Annotated in this window: 20 protein-coding genes; 10 read left to right on the plus strand and 10 right to left on the minus strand. The window is 64.5% G+C overall.

Features of this window, described 5'->3' with window-relative positions; all coding sequences use genetic code 11:
- Positions 1–26 precede the first annotated feature (26 nt).
- The gene (locus EN857_RS12325; protein WP_127391921.1) at positions 27–1,307 is read right to left on the minus strand and encodes a GGDEF domain-containing protein; all 1,281 of its coding nucleotides are present in this window, start codon (positions 1,305–1,307) and stop codon (positions 27–29) included.
- 265 nt (positions 1,308–1,572) lie between these two features.
- Here EN857_RS12325 and ettA point away from each other — a divergent pair, with 265 nt between their 5' ends.
- From ettA to EN857_RS12345, 4 genes are all read left to right on the plus strand, one after another.
- The gene (gene ettA / locus EN857_RS12330) at positions 1,573–3,222 is read left to right on the plus strand and encodes an energy-dependent translational throttle protein EttA (protein ID WP_127283276.1); all 1,650 of its coding nucleotides are present in this window, start codon (positions 1,573–1,575) and stop codon (positions 3,220–3,222) included.
- Between the two features lie 35 nt (positions 3,223–3,257).
- Complete coding sequence (tam, locus tag EN857_RS12335) at positions 3,258–4,028, plus strand: trans-aconitate 2-methyltransferase (protein WP_127391920.1); 771 nt, start codon at positions 3,258–3,260, stop codon at positions 4,026–4,028.
- A 201-nt stretch (positions 4,029–4,229) separates the two neighbouring features.
- Positions 4,230–4,565: a hypothetical protein gene (locus EN857_RS12340; protein ID WP_127391919.1), complete on the plus strand. Its 336-nt coding sequence runs from the start codon at positions 4,230–4,232 to the stop codon at positions 4,563–4,565.
- Positions 4,566–4,677: 112 nt separating this feature from the next.
- Complete coding sequence (locus EN857_RS12345; RefSeq protein ID WP_127391918.1) at positions 4,678–5,799, plus strand: beta-ketoacyl-ACP synthase III; 1,122 nt, start codon at positions 4,678–4,680, stop codon at positions 5,797–5,799.
- 31 nt (positions 5,800–5,830) lie between these two features.
- On the opposite strand, the gene EN857_RS12350 is transcribed toward EN857_RS12345, so the two are convergent.
- Entirely contained in the window at positions 5,831–6,415 is a 585-nt protein-coding gene (locus EN857_RS12350) for an isoprenylcysteine carboxylmethyltransferase family protein (protein WP_135858683.1), read from the minus strand.
- Between EN857_RS12350 and EN857_RS34675 the strand changes: the two genes are divergently transcribed.
- Positions 6,410–6,580: a hypothetical protein gene (locus tag EN857_RS34675; RefSeq protein ID WP_189379643.1), complete on the plus strand. Its 171-nt coding sequence runs from the start codon at positions 6,410–6,412 to the stop codon at positions 6,578–6,580. The genes EN857_RS12350 and EN857_RS34675 overlap by 6 nt on opposite strands.
- 8 nt (positions 6,581–6,588) lie before the next feature.
- On the plus strand, positions 6,589–7,224 hold the full coding sequence (locus tag EN857_RS12355; RefSeq protein WP_127391916.1) for an MOSC domain-containing protein: 636 nt from the start codon (positions 6,589–6,591) through the stop codon (positions 7,222–7,224).
- Positions 7,225–7,286: 62 nt separating this feature from the next.
- Here EN857_RS12355 and EN857_RS12360 read toward each other — a convergent pair whose 3' ends face one another.
- The 3 genes from EN857_RS12360 to tsaA all read right to left on the minus strand — a co-directional run bounded on the left by EN857_RS12360 (position 7,287) and on the right by tsaA (position 9,201).
- The gene (locus tag EN857_RS12360; RefSeq protein WP_127391915.1) at positions 7,287–8,249 is read right to left on the minus strand and encodes a D-amino acid aminotransferase; all 963 of its coding nucleotides are present in this window, start codon (positions 8,247–8,249) and stop codon (positions 7,287–7,289) included.
- 131 nt (positions 8,250–8,380) lie between these two features.
- Positions 8,381–8,698, minus strand: coding sequence for a DUF2293 domain-containing protein (locus EN857_RS12365; RefSeq protein WP_127391914.1), 318 nt, complete (start codon positions 8,696–8,698; stop codon positions 8,381–8,383).
- On the minus strand, positions 8,695–9,201 hold the full coding sequence (tsaA, locus tag EN857_RS12370) for a tRNA (N6-threonylcarbamoyladenosine(37)-N6)-methyltransferase TrmO (RefSeq protein ID WP_187331271.1): 507 nt from the start codon (positions 9,199–9,201) through the stop codon (positions 8,695–8,697). Before tsaA ends, EN857_RS12365 begins: the two co-directional genes overlap by 4 nt.
- A gap of 127 nt (positions 9,202–9,328) precedes the next feature.
- Between tsaA and EN857_RS12375 the strand changes: the two genes are divergently transcribed.
- A complete protein-coding gene (locus EN857_RS12375; RefSeq protein WP_135858686.1) occupies positions 9,329–10,336 on the plus strand; it encodes a metalloregulator ArsR/SmtB family transcription factor in 1,008 nt (335 codons plus the stop codon).
- Positions 10,336–11,253 (plus strand): methylenetetrahydrofolate reductase [NAD(P)H], encoded by a 918-nt coding sequence (metF, locus tag EN857_RS12380; protein ID WP_127283286.1) that lies wholly within the window; start codon positions 10,336–10,338, stop codon positions 11,251–11,253. Before EN857_RS12375 ends, metF begins: the two co-directional genes overlap by 1 nt.
- A gap of 499 nt (positions 11,254–11,752) precedes the next feature.
- Here metF and EN857_RS12385 read toward each other — a convergent pair whose 3' ends face one another.
- A complete protein-coding gene (locus EN857_RS12385) occupies positions 11,753–12,673 on the minus strand; it encodes a DMT family transporter (RefSeq protein WP_127393958.1) in 921 nt (306 codons plus the stop codon).
- A gap of 217 nt (positions 12,674–12,890) precedes the next feature.
- Between EN857_RS12385 and EN857_RS12390 the strand changes: the two genes are divergently transcribed.
- Positions 12,891–14,111 carry an alanine racemase gene (locus tag EN857_RS12390; RefSeq protein ID WP_127393957.1) on the plus strand — a complete coding sequence of 407 codons (1,221 nt, stop codon included), beginning with the start codon at positions 12,891–12,893 and terminating at the stop codon, positions 14,109–14,111.
- A gap of 75 nt (positions 14,112–14,186) precedes the next feature.
- Here EN857_RS12390 and EN857_RS12395 read toward each other — a convergent pair whose 3' ends face one another.
- Both EN857_RS12395 and EN857_RS12400 read right to left on the minus strand, forming a co-directional pair.
- Positions 14,187–15,365 carry a lytic murein transglycosylase gene (locus EN857_RS12395; RefSeq protein ID WP_135858688.1) on the minus strand — a complete coding sequence of 393 codons (1,179 nt, stop codon included), beginning with the start codon at positions 15,363–15,365 and terminating at the stop codon, positions 14,187–14,189.
- Positions 15,366–15,544: 179 nt separating this feature from the next.
- Positions 15,545–16,339, minus strand: a complete 795-nt coding sequence (locus EN857_RS12400; RefSeq protein ID WP_127285026.1) for a GH25 family lysozyme — start codon at positions 16,337–16,339, stop codon at positions 15,545–15,547.
- 223 nt (positions 16,340–16,562) lie between these two features.
- Between EN857_RS12400 and EN857_RS12405 the strand changes: the two genes are divergently transcribed.
- Positions 16,563–17,942: a serine hydrolase gene (locus EN857_RS12405; RefSeq protein WP_127394156.1), complete on the plus strand. Its 1,380-nt coding sequence runs from the start codon at positions 16,563–16,565 to the stop codon at positions 17,940–17,942.
- On the opposite strand, the gene EN857_RS12410 is transcribed toward EN857_RS12405, so the two are convergent.
- Together EN857_RS12410 and EN857_RS12415 are read right to left on the minus strand one after the other, a co-directional pair.
- Positions 17,943–18,608 carry a class I SAM-dependent methyltransferase gene (locus tag EN857_RS12410; RefSeq protein WP_128346686.1) on the minus strand — a complete coding sequence of 222 codons (666 nt, stop codon included), beginning with the start codon at positions 18,606–18,608 and terminating at the stop codon, positions 17,943–17,945.
- On the minus strand, positions 18,608–19,849 hold the full coding sequence (locus EN857_RS12415) for a DUF3419 family protein (protein WP_245478198.1): 1,242 nt from the start codon (positions 19,847–19,849) through the stop codon (positions 18,608–18,610). The genes EN857_RS12410 and EN857_RS12415 overlap by 1 nt, the downstream gene beginning before the upstream one ends.
- Between the last annotated feature and the right edge of the window lie 25 nt (positions 19,850–19,874).

Consider the following 19,874-nt stretch of genomic DNA (forward strand, 5'->3'; position numbering starts at 1 on the left):
GGGCGCTTCGCTCCGCCACCGGCGCCTTACGCCGATCTCGTCCAGATGCCGGGATTTTCGGCCTCGTCGTCGCCCAGTTCGCCGATGACGCGGTCGCGCCCCGCCGATTTGGCCTTGTAGAGACGTTCGTCGGCCAGCGCGAAGATATCGGCCAGCGAGTTGCTGGCCTCGCCAAGGGTGCAAACGCCGACGCTGACGGTCAGCTCGAACCTGCTGGTGCTGGCGGATGCCTTGACCGCATGCCTGATGCTTTCGCCGAGCAGCCTTGCGACGGCGTGCGGCTGCTCGGTCAGGATGGCGAATTCCTCGCCGCCTATCCGGAATACCTTTTGCTCGGCGCCGGCGACGTCGGTCAGCACGGTGGCGATCGACTTCAGCACCTTGTCGCCCTCGGCATGGCCGAAGCGATCGTTGATCGATTTGAAATGGTCGACGTCGACGATCAGCAAGCTGAGCGGCCTTAAGGTGCTCCGGCTGCGGGCGACCGCGGTCTGGCCGTCGGTCTCGAAGCTGCCGCGATGCAGCAGGCCGGTCAGGCCGTCGCGTCCCACATGCTTGACCAGCGCTTCGTAACGCTCGCGATAGGTCAGCGTGTCGAAAATGTCCGAGAGGCCGCGCGGCAGCGCAATGTCGTGGTCCTCGACCCATCTGAGATAGGCGACGAGCATGCCGCTATAGGCCAGCGCCGCCGCCATCTTGGCGAACCAGCCGCCGAAGAAGACCTCGATCGGCGCGCCGGCGACGAAATGGAGTGCGGTAAAGAAGCCGGCCTGATCGAAGGTCAGGACGCAGGCGACAGACACCAGGATGCGGGCGAAGGGTCGAGCGCGAAGATAGCGGCCGAGCTTTTCGTAGAGCAGGATGATCAGAATGGCGTCGATGAACAGCAGCGACGTCCCCCACACCATTAGCCAGCCCATCTGGTCGATGAAACCGATGTCGGGAAGCTTGCCGTCGGGAAGCGGTGAGATCGAATGCAAGCGCAGGATCAGCACCAGGCCGATCATCAGGGCATTGCCGAGCAGCAGGCCATAGATCGGCTGGCGCACCGTCGCCGCGTCTTCCTTGACGTAAAGCAGGAGCAGCATCACCAGCTTGCCCGAGAACAGCACCGCCGAGCCCGGCGAGACCATGCCGAAGGGCAGGGCGACATAGAAGACGCTGGCCAGATAGGTTTCCAGGAAATGCATGACGCCGAGCGCGCAGACGAAGACGCCGAGCCCGATGCGCGCCCTGAAGCGGAACAGCGTGACCATGACGCCGAAATAGAGAACCGCTTCGGCAAGGAGCAGGAAACCGTTCAACACGCCGTCGATCCGTCCTTTTCGCTGAAATCGCCAGCAACCGGCGATTGTCATCCACCTCCGTTTTGCCGGGAAATGATTAATCGGTGCTTGCGCATCGACGCTTGGCGCGCCGAAAAAGGGCGATGGCAACCGAATGCTTGCAGGCAGACGAGCGTTTCCTGATCGGGCCGCGGCGCCGAAAGCGATTGCCGATCGGCACGGCATCGCCTACATAGCGCGCAATCCCATTCATTCCGACATCCAGCAACTCTCAGGGAAAGCGCGCGTGGCTCGCCAGTTCATCTATCACATGTCCGGCCTGTCGAAGGCCTATGGCACCAAGAAGGTGCTCGATAACGTTCATCTGTCCTTCTACCCGGACGCCAAGATCGGCATTCTCGGGCCCAACGGCTCGGGCAAGTCGACCATCCTGCGCATCATGGCCGGGCTCGACAAGGAGTTCCAGGGCGAAGCGTGGCTGGCCGAAGGCGCGACCGTCGGCTACCTCGCGCAGGAGCCGCACCTCGACAACAGCAAGACCGTGCGTGAAAACGTCATGGACGGCGTCGCCAGGAAGACCGCCATCATCGAGCGCTACAACGAGCTGATGATGAACTATTCCGACGAGACGGCGGACGAGTCCGCCAAGCTCCAGGACGAGATGGACAGGCTGAACCTGTGGGACCTCGAGCAGCAGGTCGAGATGGCGATGGACGCGCTGCAGTGCCCGCCGGCCGATTCCGAGGTGACCAACCTGTCGGGCGGCGAGCGCCGCCGCGTGGCGCTGTGCCGGCTGCTGCTGGAGCAGCCCGACCTGCTGCTGCTCGACGAGCCGACCAACCACCTCGACGCCGAGACCACGCAATGGCTGGAAAAGCATCTGCGCGACTATCCGGGCTCGGTGCTGATCATCACCCACGACCGCTACTTCCTCGACAACGTCACCGGCTGGATCCTGGAGCTCGATCGCGGCCGCGGCATTCCCTACGAGGGCAACTACACCAAATATCTCGACGCCAAGGCCAAGCGCCTGATCCAGGAAGGCCGCGAAGACGACGCGCGTCAGAAGTCGATCTGGCGCGAGCGCGAGTGGATCCAGTCCTCGCCCAAGGCGCGCCAGACCAAGTCGAAGGCGCGTATCAAGGCCTATGAGGAACTGGTCGAGCAGTCGCAGAACCGCAAGCCGACCGACACCCAGATCGTCATTCCGTCGAGCGAGCGGCTCGGCAATGTCGTCATCGAGGTCGAAGGCCTGAACAAGGGCTTTGGCGACGAGCTGCTGATCGAGGACCTGTCGTTCAGGCTGCCGCCGGGCGGCATCGTCGGCGTCATCGGCCCGAACGGCGCCGGCAAGACAACGCTGTTCAAGACCTTCACCGGCCAGGAAAAACCGGATGCGGGTACGGTCCGCATCGGCGAGACGGTCAAGCTCGGCTATGTCGACCAGAGCCGCGATGCGCTCGATGGGAACAAGACGGTGTGGGAAGAAATCTCCGGCGGCGCCGAGGTGATCAAGCTCGGCAAGCACGAGGTCAACAGCCGCGCCTACTGCTCGTCCTTCAACTTCCGCGGCGGCGACCAGCAGCAGAAGGTTGGCAACCTTTCGGGCGGCCAGCGCAACCGCGTGCATCTGGCCAAGATGCTGAAGGGCGGTGGCAACGTGCTTCTGCTCGACGAACCGACCAACGACCTCGACACCGAAACGCTGGCCGCGCTGGAAGACGCGCTGGAAGCCTATGCCGGCTGCGCCGTCATCATCAGCCACGACCGCATGTTCCTCGACCGCATGGCGACGCACATGCTCGCCTTCGAGGGCGATGCGCATGTCGAATGGTTCGAGGGCAACTTCGAGGAATATGAGAAGGACAAGCTGCGTCGCCTCGGCGCCGAAGCGGCAACCCCGCACCGCATGACGCACAAGCGGCTGACGCGGTAATATTGGCCGAGGGCGGCGAACGAAGCGGTTCCGAAATGGCCGACTGGTCCGCCGCCCAATATCTGAAATTCGAGGACGAGCGCACGCGGCCCGCGCGTGATCTCGTCGCGCAGGTGCCGGTGGACTTCCCGCGCCGCGTCGTCGACATCGGCTGCGGGCCGGGCAACTCGACCGAGCTTCTGGTCCAGCGCTGGCCGGATGCCGAGGTCAGCGGCTTCGACACTTCGCCCGACATGATCGAGAAGGCGAGGGCGCGGCTGCCGAACGTGACCTTCGGGCTCGCCGACGCTTCCGCCTGGCAGCCGGAGAAGCCGGTCGACGTCATCTTCGCCAATGCGGTGTTCCAATGGCTGCCGGAACATCCTGCCGTGTTCCAGCGGCTGATGGGGTTCTTGAGCCCGCACGGCACGCTGGCCGTGCAGATGCCCGACAATCTCGGCGAGCCGTCGCACCGGGCCATGCGCGAGACGGCGGCCGAGATGCCGTTCGCCGAAAAGCTGAAAGGTGCCGCGCGCGAGCCGCTGCCGCCGGTGTCGTTCTACTACGACCTGTTGTCGCCGCACTCCGACCGGCTCGACATCTGGCACACAATCTACAACCACCCGCTCGCCGATGCCGAGGCGATCGTCGAATGGGTGAAGTCGACGGGGCTGAAGCCGTTTCTCGATCCGCTCGACGCGGAGGAGCGCAAGCTGTTCCTCAAGAGCTACACGGCAAGGATCGCGAAGGCTTATCCGAAGACGGCGAACGGCAAGGTGCTGCTGCGCTTTCCCCGCATCTTCATCGTCGCGCGCCGTCCGATCTAAGTTCTTGTTTCTGCGCAATTCCGGACGGAAGGCTACGGCGAAGTCGCCGAGCCTAACCGCTACACACTTTTCCTGGAATTGCTCTAAGAAGCGTTAGCCGCACCGCGTCCGCGCTCATCACGAGTACTTGACCGGAATTCGTCGCCATGCGCAGTCTTCAGCCTAGATCGTGACCGGTGGTCCAGGTGGCGGGGGTAGACTATGGCGCTGGGGAAGATTGTCCTGGGCGGCTGCGTGGGCGTGGCCGCGCTGCTTGCCTTTTCGATGTCGGCAGAGGCAAAGCGGGCGCGCTGCTACACCACGGATGACGGCTATTTCTCCTGCAATTACAGGACTATCGGCAGCGACGGCAGTTTCCGCATCTCAGCGCCCGGCTATCCCACCTATGTGCTTGAAATCGACGGCCCGGGCTTTGCCTATGGCTATATCAATTTCGGTCGCCGCAACGTGTCGCTGCCTGGGCAGTTCGTGCGCAGCCGCGACGACGGCGCCTGCTGGAACAATCCGCAGACCAACACCAAGGTCTGCGCCTGGTAATTCAAAGCATTCGATTTAAGCTGGCATAAACCGGCCAAATGCGACAAGTGTTGCGCCGGGAGCCCTGGCGCTCACATCAAGCCGCAACGCCCGCGCAGGGGACGGATTGGAAATGCATCGCGTCATCATCAGCGGCATCGGCGCTGAAATCCCTAGACCTGTCATCACCAATGAAGAGCTGGTCGCCAGCTTCAACGCCTGGGTCAACACGGAGAATGCGCGCCGCGAGGTCACCGGCGAGGCGCTGCTGCAGAAGTCGGACAGCGACTTCATCGTCCATGCCTCGGGCGTCCGGACCCGTCATGTGGTCGAGCGCGAAGGCATTCTCGACCCGACCCGCATGGCGCCGCGCATTCCGGCGCGGCCGGACGATGCGCTGTCGCTGCAGGCCGAGTTCGGCATCGCCTCGGCGAGGAAGGCGCTGGATCATGCCGGCCTGCAACCATCCGACATCGACCTTGTCATCTGCTCGGCCTCGCACCAGCAGCGGCCCTATCCGGCGATCGCCATCGAGATGCAGCAGGCGCTGGGCACGAAGGGCGCCGGCTTCGACATGGGGCTCGGCTGCTCTTCCGCCGCGGCTGCGCTGCACATAGCGGCCAACCTCGTGCGGGCGGGCGCGCACAAGCGGGTGCTGGTCTCGACGCCGGAGATCATCACCGGCCATCTCAATTTCCGCGACCGACAGACGCATTTCATCTTCGGCGATGCGTCGGTCGCCATGATCGTCGAGGGGCTTGAGCAGGGCGAGAAGCGGCCGGGGCGCTTCGAGGTGCTGGACACGCGCACCTGGACGCAGATGTCGAACAACATCCGTACCAATCTCGGCTACCACACCCGCACCGCCCAGGACGATCCCTACAGGATCGATCTCGAGGGCAATCTGATCAAGCAGGTCGGCAACAAGGTGTTCAAGGAAGTCACCGTCGCCGGCCACAAATTCATCGTCGAGTTCCTGGCCGAGCACGGGCTGACGCCGCAGGGCATCCGGCGGTTCTGGCTGCACCAGGCCAACGCGCGCATGAATGCCATGATCCTCAAGCTCGCCTTCGGCCATGAGGTCGACCATGACCGCGCGCCGATGGTGCTGGAACGGCTAGGCAACACCGCCGGCGCCGGCGCCATCGTCGCGCTGTCGGAAAACCACGCCGACATGAAGGCCGGCGATTTCGGCCTGATCTGCGCCTTCGGCGCCGGCTATTCGATTGGCGGCGCCTTGCTGAAGATGCTGTGAGGTAGGTGAGGCCGGCCTGCAAACGGCGGCTTCAAACACACTTTGGCGCCAAGTTTGGTGCAAACGGCAGCAGCATCGGCACGCGCCTGGCATAGTCGTCATAGGCCGTACCGAGCTCGCCGCGCAGGAAGCTCTCCTCAAGCCTGGCCTTCACGACGATGCCCACGATGAGGAAGGCGGCGCCGGCCACGCCCCAGACCGTGCCCTTCGCCGCCATGGTGGCGAGTATCGCCACAAGCAGGCCGGTGTAGATCGGATGCCGGACCAGCCTATAGGGGCCGGTATCGACGACGCGGTGATCGGCCTTGGCGGTGACGGTGCCCGACCACAGCTGGCCGAGATGCAGCCTCGCCCACCAGGAGAAGGCGAGGCCGACCGCGACCAGGGCGACGCAGATCCAGGCTTCGGTGAGGGTCGGCATCCAGAGCCGAAGCCTGCCGACATAACCATGCGGCGGCACGAACAGTAGGATCGCGCCGATCGTCCACAGGGCGCGGTAGCGCGCTTCCTCCCGAAAGCCGGCGCGTTTTGCCGCCGGGTCGGCCCAGAAGGCGGCCGCCAGCCAGGACACGACCCAGAACAGCCAGAGCGCCGCGATTGCCGGTGCGGGATGCATGGAAGCCTCCTCCGTGACATCACTATCGGATCGTCATGGCGCGGCGGCAATGCGGCGCAAGGCGAAAATCGGGGTAAGAAGATCGTGATCGGCGAGATCGGCATAAAGGCGCTTGATTGGATCATCAGTGCTTTCGACTGGACCCTGTCCGGCGACATCGGCTAAGTCAGGGCATGCAAGAGACGGCAAGCACACTGGATCTGTTCCCCGCGGCGGAGACCCCTGCCGAGATCGTCCCCGCACGCAAGCTCGCAGCGAAGGTTTCGGCACTTTACGTCGCGCCGTTCGATCATTTCGAGACGCGGGCGGTTGAGGAGCTGCGGCTCGGCTTCGACGGCATAGACGGCGACTTTCATGCCGGCGCCACGCGCCGCTCCGGCGGCCGCGAGCCCTGGTATCCGCGCGGCACCGAGATGCGCAACGAGCGGCAGTTGTCGATCGTGGCGGCGGACGAATTGGCCATCGTCGCGGAGCGAATGGGCCTGGCCGAGATCAAGCCGGAATGGATCGGCGCCAATCTACTGATCGAAGGGCTGCCGCATCTCTCCATGCTTCCGTCCGGCACGCTGCTGTTCTTCAAGGGCGGCGTCACGATCAAGGTCGACGCCCAGAATGGGCCATGCCGCATCGCCGGACGCTCGGTCGCCGAGAATGCCGGCATGGCCGACCACGAGGCCGGCGCGCTGTTGTTCCCGAAAGCGGCGAAGCGGCTGCGTGGCATCGTCGCCTGGGTCGAGAAGCCGGGCACGATCAGGACCGGCGAGGAGATCTCGGTGCGGGTGCCCGAGCAGTGGATCTATCGAGCCTAGCATCCGCTGAGATTCAGGTGAGGCCGGCCTGACCTCAATCGCTGCGCACCTTGGGCGGCGAGCTAGGGATATCGCACCGGGCTCGACCAGGCCGGGTCCTGGTGCTTCTTCCAGTAGAGCCCCATCAGCCGGCTGGTGATCGGGCCGACCTTGCCGTCGGCGACCGGGGCGTCGTCGATCGCCGTCACCGGCATGATGCCGCCAGCGGTCGAGGTGATGAAAACCTCGTCGGCTGCTTTCAGGGCGGCGACGCCGACATCGACCGCTGCAGCGGAAAGGCCGGCCTCGGCGCAGAGGTCGAAGACGGTGCGGCGGGTGATGCCGGGCAGCACGCCGACCGCCGGCGTCGACAATTTGCCGTCCTTGACCAGGAACACGTTGAAGCCCGGGCCTTCGGCGACATTGCCGTTGAAATCGAGGATCAGGGCGGTCTCGGCGCCGCGGTCATAGGCGTCGTAGAGGCCACGCACCAGGTCGAGCCAATGGTAGTTCTTGATCGACGGGTCGATCGAGGCCGGCGGGATGCGCACCTTGTCGCTGATCGCGACATGCAGGCCGCGGCGCAACTGTTCGGCATTGGCGACCGAGCCGAACGGCACGGCGAAAGCCATGAAGCGGTTCACCGCCTGGCGCGGGTCGCGGCTGAAGGTCGGCGAGGCGCCGCGCGTGCACAGCATCTCGACATAGGCGGCGCGGTGGCCGGACAGCGCGACGCAATTGTGCAGGATCTCGGTGACACCGTAGCGGTCGAACGGGATCGTCATGCGCAGCTTCTCCAGTCCGCCGAAGAAGCGGTCGAGATGCAAGTCCAGCCGGAAGAAGCTGCCGTCCCAGACATGGACGGTGTCGTAAGTGGCATCCGAATGCAGGAAGCCCCAGTCGAGCACCGAGATCTTGGCCTGCGACATCGGCAGGTATTGGCCATCGAGGAAGGCAACGCCCTGGGGATAGGCATGCGGATCGACGTGGCGATCGGACAGCAAGGGCAGCGCTCCGGTGGGTGTCCTTGCAGCGTTCTGGCTCATCGCATTCGTCCCCGCTCGATAGTCGAGGGCAGGCTAGCGCGCCGCCCCGAATGAAATAGAGCCAGCCAACCGGTGCTGTTTGGCCTCGTCAGAGGCTCAAGTGGCGCCGACAGTGCGCCCGTGGCGCTGCTTCATTCGTCGTCCTCGTCTTCCGACTCGAGCAGGCGCGTGGCGCGCCAGCGGGTCAGCACGATGTTGGTCTGTTCGATGACGAAGAAGCGCGCGGAGTCGCGGTCATAGCCCTCGGCCAAGAGCTTCTCGTAGTCGGTGTGGACGTGGCGGATATGGGCGATCGTCGCCAGCCAGACGGAGATCGACGCCGGCAGATTGTGCAGACGCGCCGAGCCGGCGTCGGCGCGGATCTTCTCGATGTCGGCGTAGGGTGCCAGCGGCAACAGCGTGGTCAGCGCCTTGGCGATGGCGCGGCGGCGATTGGTCGGCGCTTTCATCGCTCGTCGCGTCCGGCAATGACTGCCTCGGCAAATGCATCGGTCGAGGCGAAATAGGGTTTGACGTCGATGACCGGCGTACCGTCGAGCACGTCTATGGCATCGAGATCGAGACGTCCGGCTTCGATGTCGAGCGCGACGAGCTTTGCCACGTGCAGCCCGATCGGATTCGGCCGGGCAGGGGAGCGCAGCGAAAAAACGCCTTTCGGCTCAGCCGCATGACGAGGTTTCTGCAAAATCAGATTCCGTGGCGCCTGATCGAACCAGGACAGGATGATGACATGGCTGGCGCGATCCAGCCCGGCAAGGCCCTCGCGATAGGCCGGGTCGATCGTCAGCACCGCGGGCTGTCCCGCCTCCCGCGCGGCCCGCATGTTCTTCGGGCAGGTCTCGCGGCTCGTCCATGGCGAGGCGATGCGGCCGATGAAGACGACATGGCCGTCCGACGACATGGCGGCTGGATCGGCTTCCAGTTGCCTTTCGCCCTCGCGTGTCTCGAACATGCTTTTCGCCTCGCTCATCCCTGGATCATGCATGCGTCATTTTCTTGTCAGGAAGCGACATTGGCCTTGCATGGTTGTCAAAATCGACATAAACATATGTTTATATCTTGTTCAAAGAGAAACACGCATGCACGTCGCGCTCGATACGATGGTGGATACATTGAAGGCAGCGGCCGAATCCAGCCGGCTGCGCATCCTCGCGCTCCTGTCGCGCGGCGACCTTACCGTTTCCGATCTTACCGAAATTCTCGGCCAGTCGCAGCCACGCGTGTCGCGCCACCTCAAGCTGCTGCTGGAGGCGGGGCTGATCGGGCGCTACCAGGAGGGGTCGTGGGCGTTCTTCCGGCTTTCCGACACGGACGCCGCGCGCGATTTTGTCCTCAGGCTCGTTTCCGGCATCCGCGGCGCCGACCCGCAGGTGGAGCGCGACCTGGAGCGGCTGGCGGCGGTCAAGCGCAAGCGGCAGGACCGCGCCGCCGAATATTTCTCCGAGAATGCCGCGAGTTGGGATCACATCCGCTCGCTGCATGTGCCGGACCGCGCGGTGGAGGCCGCTCTGCTCAAGCTCGTCGGCAAGCGGCCGTTCCAGTCGATGCTCGACCTCGGCACCGGCACCGGGCGGCTGCTCGAGATCTTTTCGCCGCTCTACCGGCGCGGCGTCGGCATCGACATGTCGCGCGAGATGCTGACGGTGGCGCGCGCCAATCTGGACAAGGCGGGCATCGCCAACGCGCAGGTGCGGCAGGGCGACATCTTCGCGCCGCCGGTTGAGCGCGACGCCTTCGATCTCGTCACCATCCATCAGGTGTTGCATTATCTCGACGATCCCGCCCGCGCCATCCGCGAGGCGGCGCGGCTGCTGCGCCCCGCGGGCCGGCTGGTGATCGTCGATTTCGCGCCGCATGCGCTGGAGTTTCTGCGCGACCAGCACGCGCATATGCGGCTCGGCTTTTCCGACCGGCAGATCGCCGAGTGGTTCGCCGAGGCGGGCCTGGCGGTCGAAGACAGCCAGGAGTTCGAGCCGCGCGGCCAGGCCGAGGCCCGGCTGACCGTCAAGCTGTGGCTCGGCCGCGACCGCCGCATGCTGATCGCCGATCCTTCCAACGACACTCTTCCGGCAAGGGAAACCGCCTGATGAACCAGTTCCGCTTTTCCCGCCGCCCCGACATTGGCGACAAGGTCCGGGTTTCGTTCGAGTTCTTCCCGCCTAAGACGGACGAGATGGAAGCCAGGCTTTGGGACACCGTCACCCGGCTGGAGCCGCTCAAGCCGAAATTCGTCTCGGTGACCTACGGCGCCGGCGGCTCGACGCGCGAGCGCACGGCCCGCACCGTCAAGCGCATCCTCAACGAGACGACGTTGACACCGGCAGCGCACATGACCTGCGTCGACGCCGCCCGCGATCAGGTCGACGCCGTGGTGCGCGAATTCGCCGATATGGGCGTCACCCGCTTCGTCGCGCTGCGCGGCGATCCGGCGGCGGGCGTCGGCACCGCCTACAGGCCCCATCCGGACGGCTATGCCAATGGCGCCGAGCTGGTCGGCGCGATGAAGAGCGCCGGCGATTTCGACATCTCGGTCTCCGCCTACCCGGAAAAGCACCCGGAAAGCCCCGACTTCGCCACCGACTTCGACATGCTGAAGCGCAAGGCCGACAATGGCGCGACCCGCGCCATCACCCAGTTCTTCTTCGACAACGATCTCTACGAGCGCTATGTCGAGCGGGCGCGGCGGGCAGGCATCTATATTCCGATCGTGCCGGGCATCCTGCCGGTGCACAATTTCACCCAGGTCGCCAATTTCTCGGCGCGCTGCGGCGCGCTGGTGCCGGCATGGCTGGCCGAGCGTTTCGAGGGGCTTCAGAACGACCCGCAGACGCATGCGCTGGTGGCCTCGGCGGTGGCGGCCGAGCAGGTGCTCGACCTCGTCGAACGTGGCGTCAGCGACTTCCACTTCTACACGATGAACCGCGCCGATCTGGTCTTTGCCATCTGCCACATGATCGGCATCCGCTCGCATGAAACGGAAGCGGCGGGTTCTGCCGCGGCCTGATCTGTCGTCGTGACGTGAAACGCAAAAGGCCGGGTGAAAACCCGGCCTTTCGAAATGGATTGACTGTCAGCTGCTGATTTCTTCCGCTCTGGCGGTTACGGAAGAACGCCTATGATTAGGGCGCCGATGAATGCGAACGCTGCACAAATCATCAATGCGTTGATTGGCCTCGTCAGTCCCATGTCATAGCCTCCTCTTAAGAGCTATGGCAGGAGTCTAGGGTCATTTGTGCCACAGGCAAGCGGAAAATGTGCTGCAATGCGACGTGAATGTGGAATTTGCGACCTGGCTTTTGCCGTTAGGCATTGAAACTCTTCGGCAAAAGCGAGCTCAGGGCTTGTGAATAAATTATGGCGGCCCTGCGGCGGAAGCTGGGCATGGCAGCGCTACCAGGGTCGACTCGGACGGCCTTGCAGCATCGGCGTCCGGTAGGAATGCGCGATGCGGGAGTCAATCAAAGGATCTAGATCGCCGTTTCGTTCTAACGAACAACGCGCCTTCAGCGTTGGCCGAACAAGCGCCCGTCTATGGTGATCAGGCCAAGTCCGATCAATGCCATGCCGCCCATTTCGAACAGTTCGAGTCGCTCGCCAAGGAACAGGAAGCCGAGCAGCATGGCGCTGACCGGCACGATGAGCGTGACCAGCGAGGCGTTGGTGGCGCCGGCCGAGGCGACGAGGTTGAAATAGAGAATGTAGGCGAAGGCGGTTGAGAGCAGAGCCAGCCCCAGCACCGCCGCCCAGACTGGCGGCGAGGCCGAGAACAGACCGGCAGGGCCATGGGCGATGAGCACGACCGGGATCATGATGATGGTCGAGGCGGTCAATTGTCCGGTGGCGATCACCGGCGAGGGCACGCCCTTGAAGCGGCGGGCAATCATCAGCGCGACGGCGTAGGATAGCGAGGCGCCGATCAGCGCGAACTTCGCCCAGACCGGACCGCCAAGCCCGGCGAGCAGGCCGGGACCGATCATCACCGCCGTGCCGGCGATGCCGAGCGCAATGCCGGCAAGCTTGTTCCAGGACAGTTTCTCGTCCGATGTCAGCGCATTGGCGAGGACAAGGGTCCAGAACGGCGTGGTGGCGTTGAGCACCGAGGCGATACCGGCGCCAAGTTCTGTCTGGCCGGCGAAGATCAGCGAGAAGGGGACGACGTTGTTGGCGAGCGCCAGCAGGAAGAACAGGCCTGCATGCGGGAAGGCGAGGCGGAACGACGGGCCGCGCACGGCGAGATAGAGCTGGAGCGCTGTCGCCGCGATGGCGACGCGAAACAGCACCAGAACAAGGGGCGAAAGCTCCGAGACGGCAATGCGGGCGAAGAAGAACGAACCGCCCCAGATTGCGCCGAGCAAAAGCAACTGTCCCCAGTCAGCGAGCGTCATCGGACCGCGTGCCGTGGCGGTGGCTGCTGCTGTTGCCATATGCCTGCCCTCCCGGACCGTCGGAATGCCGGTCCTGTCGAATGTCCTTCAAGCCATATGCGGTTCCGAAGCAAGGGCCACCCGAAACCTGACGGCTGGCCTAGCTCCTCCCGCAACAGGCGTAACCCAGCAGCGTTAACAAGCCGAGACACAGAATTGTTTTCTTTAGCCGCTAGCTTGGATTAATTGTGCGCAGCCTAGTTCGAAGGATTCGTCCATGCAGCGATTCGAGAATGCCCGCGAGGCGGCGTTGGCGCTTCGCCCGGACGATCCGGTCTATTGCTTTCGCCCTCAGGTGTTGAAGGCCGACGCCCTGCAGTTCATGGGCATGTTTCCCGGCAAGACGGCCTATGCGGTCAAGACCAATGGCGAGCAGATCGTGCTGAAGGCGCTGGTCGAGGCCGGCGTCACCGCTTTCGACGTGGCTTCGCCCGGCGAGTTCGCCGCCGTGCGTGCCGTCTCGCCCGATGCCGAGATGCTCTACATGCATCCGATCAAGGCGCAGTCGGACATCAAGTTGGCGCTGGAGAAATACGGCATTCGCGTCATCTCGCTCGACCATGAGGACGAGATCACCAAGCTGACCAGGGTGGTGCGCGCGCTCGACATCGATCCCGGCGCAATCACCGTCTTCGTGCGCATCCAGACGAAGGGGTCGGCGGCCTACGAACTGTCGAAGAAGTTCGGCGCCGGTCCGGCCTATGCGGTGGAACTCGCAGAGCGGCTCAACCGCACCGGCTACAAGGTCGGCCTCTGCTTCCATGTCGGCAGCCAGATCGAGGATCCCGACACCTATGAGCGGGCGCTGGCCTCGGCCGACTGGGTGCGCAACCGGCTGACCTTCGACATTGCCGGGCTCGATGTCGGTGGCGGCTTTCCGGCCGAGTATGGCCATGATCCCAACCGCAAGCAGGTCGAAATGCCATCGCTCGGCCAGATCATGTCGCGGCTGTCGGGAGACATCAAAGAATACCAGTTCGACGAGATGCCGCTGGTAGCGGAGCCGGGACGGGTGATCGTGGCGCGCTGCCTGTCGCTGATCGTGCGCGTGCTCTTGCGCAAGGGCAAGCGGCTCTACATCAATGACGGCATCTGGGCGTCGCTGTCGGATTCATGGACCGGCAAGATCACACTGCCGGCGCGTTTCATTCCGGACCCCGCGATCCGTTCGCGCAATGGCGAGGAGAAGAACATCGTGCCGTTCAAGGTCTGCGGCGCGACCTGCGATTCCGTCGATATCCTGTCCAGGCCGTTCTGGCTGCCGGAGACGGTCGACACCGGCGACTGGATCGAGATCGGCCATATCGGCGCCTACTCGCTGTCGCTGAGGACACGCTTCAACGGCTTCTTCCCCGACACTTTCGTCGAGGTGACGACACCGTTCGACGAGGGCGACGCGCCGCAGGGATTTGCGAGTTTGGAGACGATGGCGAGTTAGGCAGTAGGCAGTAGGCAGTAGGAGGTTCTCCAGTCTCTGCTTCAGTTCCTATTGCCTACTGCCTAATCCCTCATCTTACAATCTCGCCAGAAGCTCCGGCGTCGGCCAGCCGTCCACCGGCAGGCCAAGCCGCATCTGTTCCTTGCGGATTGCCTCGCGGGTGTTGGTGCCAAGGATGCCGTCGACGGTGCCGACGTCATAGCCCTTGGCTTCAAGCTTCGTCTGCAGCGCCTTCATCTGATCGCCGCTGAGGCCGGGTTCGGGATTGCGTGGATTGAGCTGCGGGGCGCCCGCCAGCCGGGCGGCGAGGTTGGCCGCGGTCAGCGCGTAGGTGAAGGACTGGTTCCATTCGAGATAGACATCGAAATTGTCGTAGGTGAGGAAGGCCGGTCCCTTGCGGCCCATCGGCAGGGCCAGGCCGGCCTTGAGGCCATTGTCGACAAGCGGGGAGCCGTCCGGGTTGGTGACGCCCCATTGCGTCCATTGCGATAAAGGCAGCTTGTTGGTGCGGCCGGTCTGGTCCCAGGGCATGTCGTCGGGCGCCCGGACTTCCTCGATCCAGGGCTGGTCGCGCTTCCAGCCGCGCGACAGCACCTTGTTGGCCGTGGTCATGATCACGTCCGGTACGCTGTGGCGCAGGTCGACGATGCCGTCGCCATCGCCGTCGACGCCGCGGGCAAGGTAGTCGGTCGGCAGGATCTGCGTCTGGCCGATCTCGCCGGCCCAGGCGCCGGTCACGTCGGCCGGCAGCACGCCGCGATCGATCAGCGTCAGCAAAGGCACGAGCTGGGGGCGGAAAAGCTGCGGCCGGCGGCAGTCATGCGAGAGCGTCACCAGCGCGCTCAGCGTGTGGAAATCGCCCTGGACGGCGCCGAAGTCGGTCTCGAGCGCCCAGAAGGCGGCGATGACGGGCGCCTGGACGCCGAATTCCTGGTCGGCGCGGGCGAAGACGTCGGCGTATTTCTTCAGATTGGCCGCGCCCTGCTTCAGGCGGTAGGTCGAGATCATGCGGTTGGAGAATTCGGTGAAGGTCTGAGTGAAGACGCCCTGGGCGCGGTCGCGCGCCAGGACCTTGTCGTCGAGGCTCGCCTTTTCCAGCGCGCTCAGGCCGACGGCGCCGACGCCGGCCGCCTTGGCTTCCGCCGCCACGCCCTGTTTCCAGGTGTTGAAATCGTCCCCGCACTCCTGCGCCGCCGCCGGCCAGGCAAGAGCGCCGACAAACAGCGCCGCCAAGATTTCAACACGCAATCGCATCGCTTCCCTTTCGAAACCGGCGCACGCCCCGCCGAACCCGAACCGGTTCTGGCCAGGACCATGCGTGAATTCAAAGCTCAGGAGCGTCCTCGGGCACCCGCCTGGTACGCCGCTCCGGACTGCCAGCAGCTCAATACATCGCCGCTGGTCGTGTCGAAAAGCAGGCAGGACGGCTTATGTCAACGGGTGTTCTGCCGCAGCCACCTGTTCCAGGCGGCTTCCGAGCCGTTGAAAACGTTGATATCGGATTTGCCGGTCATGCCCGGAACGATGCCGGTTCCGGTATATTGCCAGAAGGTGAAGGGGTGGCTGCCGTACTTCTGGCGCGGATGGCCGGCGACCGAGCGCAGCCAGTAAGGGTAGCCGCGGAAGTTCGCCAGGCCGTTGTCGTCGAAGAAGTCGATCGAGGTGTAGATGATCGGCTTCTTGCCGTAGTGCCGCTCGACCATTTCGAGGAAAGTCGTCATTTCCGCGCGCACGGTGGCCGGGTCGGGACGCAGCCGGCAGGTCGGCGATTTCGGGTTCCATTCCATGTCCAGCACCGGCGGCATCGCGGAACGGTCTTTCGGGACATTGGCGATGAACCAGCGCGCCTGGGTGGCGGCGGGCGTGCAGAAATAGAAGAAATGATAGGCGGCGCGCGGAATCGCCGAGGCCTTGGTGCGCGCCCAATGCTCGTTGAAATACTCGTCGAAGCGGTCGCCGCCTTCGGTCGCCTTGATGAACGCGAAGGAAATGCCGCTCGCCTTGGCCGCCGGCCAGTCCACGGATGTCTGGTATTTGGAGACATCGGTGCCGTGGATGGCGTAGTTCCACGGCGCGCCGCTGTCCCACTCGTGCGGCTTGGAGTCCTCGAAGCGCGGCGCGCGCACCGCAACCATCGGACTGCTCGAGGACATCACCGGCGTGAGGTCGTCGACGGTCGAGCAGGCGCCCAGCAGCGTCAGCATGATGAGAGCCGCAAGACGGCGCATCGCTACTCCTGAGCCGGGTTCAGCCGGCCGCTGATGGGTCGTTGCAGATGGCCCCCTTTGTCAGGCCCGCCGGACGATCGCCCCACAGGATCGTCCAGCCCTCTCCGTTGATCGCCGATCATGGTTGATATTCGGTTGACGGCGCTCGACAACAGCCGCGATTTTGAGGCAGCAATGGCGGCAAATCGATGGCATAAATCGGGCGCCACACGCAGGGGGTGAGATGCGGATCGTCGTCAAGATCGTCAAATGGCTGTTCGGCCTGGTCGTGCTGGCGATAGTCGCGCTGGTCGCCTGGCTCTATGTCGCGCCGCCCGAATTGATCCGCGTCGGTTCCGGCTATTCGGCCAAGATCGTGTGCTCGAACGTCTTCATCGCCGGGCGCGACGCCAACGAGGTGCTCGCCGTCGACGTCCAGGCGCCGGGTCATCCGCTGCTCAGGCTGATGAAGGTGTCGGTCGACAAGGAACGCGGCATGGTGTCGGCAGGCCTGTTCGGCGTGCTCGGCAAAAGTGTCGCCGTCGCGCGCGACGGACTGGGCTGCGCTACGGTTCCGGACGGCAACACCGGCAAGGCGAGGCAGACGGCGATCTACGCCGAGCCGGCCGCTACCAGGCAGGATGCGCTGTGGCCGGAGGGCGAGCGGGTGGACGCCCCGCAGAATCCAGAAATCGCGAAAATCGTCGACGACGCGGCCATGGCCGGCGCCGGCATGCGCGCCGTGGTCGTGGTGAAGAACGGCCATATCGTCGCCGAGCGCTATGGCGAGGGCTTTTCGGCAAAGACGCCGCTGCTCGGCTGGTCGATGACCAAGACGGTCAATGCCGCAATCGTCGGCACGCTGGTCAAGGACGGCAAGATGGCGATCGACAACAAGGGCCTGTTCGCGCCGTGGAAGGCGGACGGCCGCGCCGCCATCAGCCTCGCCGACCTGATGGCGATGTCGAGCGGGCTGGAGTTCAACGAGGATTACGGCGACGTCGCCGATGTGACGCGCATGCTCTATCTCGAACCCGACATGGCCGGTTTCGCCGAAGCCAAGCCGCTGACCGGCGAGGTGGGCAAGGTGTTTTCCTATTCGAGCGGCACGGCGGTGATGCTGTCGCGGCTGTGGCAGGACGCCGTCGGCGACAAGGCGAAGGCGCTAACCTGGCCGCGGAAGGCGCTGTTCGAGCCGCTCGGCATGCACAGCGCCGTGCTCGAGACCGACGAGCAGGGCAGCTTTGTCGGCTCGTCCTATCTCTACGCGACGGCGCATGACTGGGCGCGCTTCGGCCAGTTCCTGCTGCAGGGCGGGGTCTGGAACGGCAATCAGCTCCTGCCCGCCGGCTTCGTCGACTGGATGCGGGAGCCGGCGGCGGCCTCGAAGGTCTACGGCAAGGGCCAGGTATGGATCGAAGGGCCGGGCGATGAGGAGAACCCCGGAGCCGGCGCTGCGGCCGGCCTGCCCAAGGACACCTATTGGATGGAGGGGCATGACGGACAGACGGTCGCCATCATCCCGTCGGAGCAGTTGGTGGTGGTGCGGCTTGGCCTGACGCCGGCCAAGCTTGGCTATCGACCGCAGGCGATGCTGGGAGCGCTGGTCAAGGCGCTGCACTGACTACTTGGCTGCGCCTATCACCCCAAGCCAGGCGTAGCCGCGATAAAGCGTTCTGAAATGGAAGCTTGCGCCGGTTCGCCGAGATTCCGATTCCAGGACTTCGCGCAGCGTCTCACGCGGCGTGACGTGGAATTTCTTGAGCCAGCCGCGCAGCAGCGCGCGGAACCAGCGCGGCAGGCCTTCCTGCTGGCCGAAATCGACGACATGCAGCGAACCGCCGGGCGCAAGCGCGGCGAGCGCCTCGGAAACCGTCTTTTCCCAGCCGGGGATCATCGACAGAGAATAGGACACGAACACGCGGTCGAAACGCGCGACGCCAAACAGTGCGCCGGCGTCGAAATCGGTGGCGTCGCCGCGCTTGAGCGTGACGCGGGCGGACAGGTTTTCGCGAGCGATGGCCGCGCTCGCGGTCTCCAGCATTTCCGCCGAAATATCGAGGCCGAAGAAGCGCGCCTCGGGATAGCGGCAGGCGGCAAGGATGATGTTGCGGCCGGTGCCGCAACCGAGCTCGAGCACCGTGCCTCCGGGCGGCACGTCCAGCCCTGATATCAGCCGGTCGCGGCCGAGCAGATAGTATTTGCGGGTCAGGTCATAGATATGGCGCTGCCAGCGATAGACGCCGTCCATCAGCTCGGCATGGCTGGCGGGCAGTTCGGTGGTGCTCATCAGCGCTTCACATAAAGGTGGAAGCCGCCATAGATGGCCGAACGGTCGCGCGCCGAGAAGTCGCGCGAGGCCTCGGCCTCGTAGCTCCACTGGTCAAGCAGCGAGTTGGAGACGCGACCGGGCAGCAGGCTGGGCTCGGCCGCCGTACGGAAGATGACACGGGCGCCGGCCGATGCCGTGCGGGTGATCTCCGCCCACAGCGCGTTGAGCTGGTCGTCGGTCATCCAGTCCTGCGCGTCGAGCAGGATGAAGCGGTCGACCGCGCCCGCATCCTTGCCGGCGAGGAACTCGATCAGGTTGGTGTGGTTGATGGCGACGCGGTCGATGTTGTCGCGGATCACCTTGTAATTGCGCTTCTCCAGATAGGCGGGGAGTGCTGCCTCGCCGGGCTCGGGATAGCGGCGGGCAAAGGCCTGCCAGGCGAAATAGTTGGTGTTCAGCGGGAAATCGCAGGCGAGCTTTTCCAGCCTGGCCTTGAGCACGCTCGCCATCGTGCCGTCGCCCGAGGTGATCAGCGAATCGTACTGCGCCGGCGGAATGCCGAGACCGAACAGCGAAGCCTTGCGCGATGTCGCCCATTTCAGCAGCGGCTTTTCGAAAACCGGCGCCAGTTCCTCGTTGAAGAAGCGGCGCTGCTCGCCGATGTTGCTGGCCTGCATGATGCCCGCGGGGTCGACGCCAAAGAACTTGCCGACGCGATGGCCCATGGCGATGAACAGGCCGAGCAGGCCGGTCTGGTAGAAATTGCGGTCGAAGACCTCGATGCGCCGGCGGCCGCGCCAGTTACGGCGCTCCCAGTAGTGGCGGCTGACCGGATCGAGATGCGGGGCGATGAAGCGGTCGTAGGCTTCCGAATTGTGGCTGGTGTCGGTGGCGCCGAAGAAGCGGAACAGGTCGCCCTGCGAGGGCAGGCGGCGCACCGCCTCGAGCTTCATGCGGTTCAGCGCGATATGGGCGGCGTTGAGGTCGACGGCGTCGATCCGTTCGGGCGAACGAGTGAGATATGCAAGGATGTTGCAGCCGCCCGAGGCGATGGTGACGATGCGGTGGCCGGCGCCGAGCTGCATGGCCTCCATGTCGACATCGGGGTCTTCCCAGATCTGCGGATAGACGAGGCCGGAAAACAGGAAGGCGAAGAGCCGCTCCGACATGCCGGCCTTCGACAGCGGGCGATTCTGGTAGACGGCTTTTCCAACTTCCTTGCCGCGGCGAAAAACCAGATCTCCGGAAACGTCCGTCATGGCAAGGTGATTCCCCGTTTGCTTT

The organism is Mesorhizobium sp. M4B.F.Ca.ET.214.01.1.1 (assembly GCF_004791545.1).
In the GTDB taxonomy this organism is placed as follows: Bacteria; Pseudomonadota; Alphaproteobacteria; order Rhizobiales; family Rhizobiaceae; genus Mesorhizobium; species Mesorhizobium abyssinicae.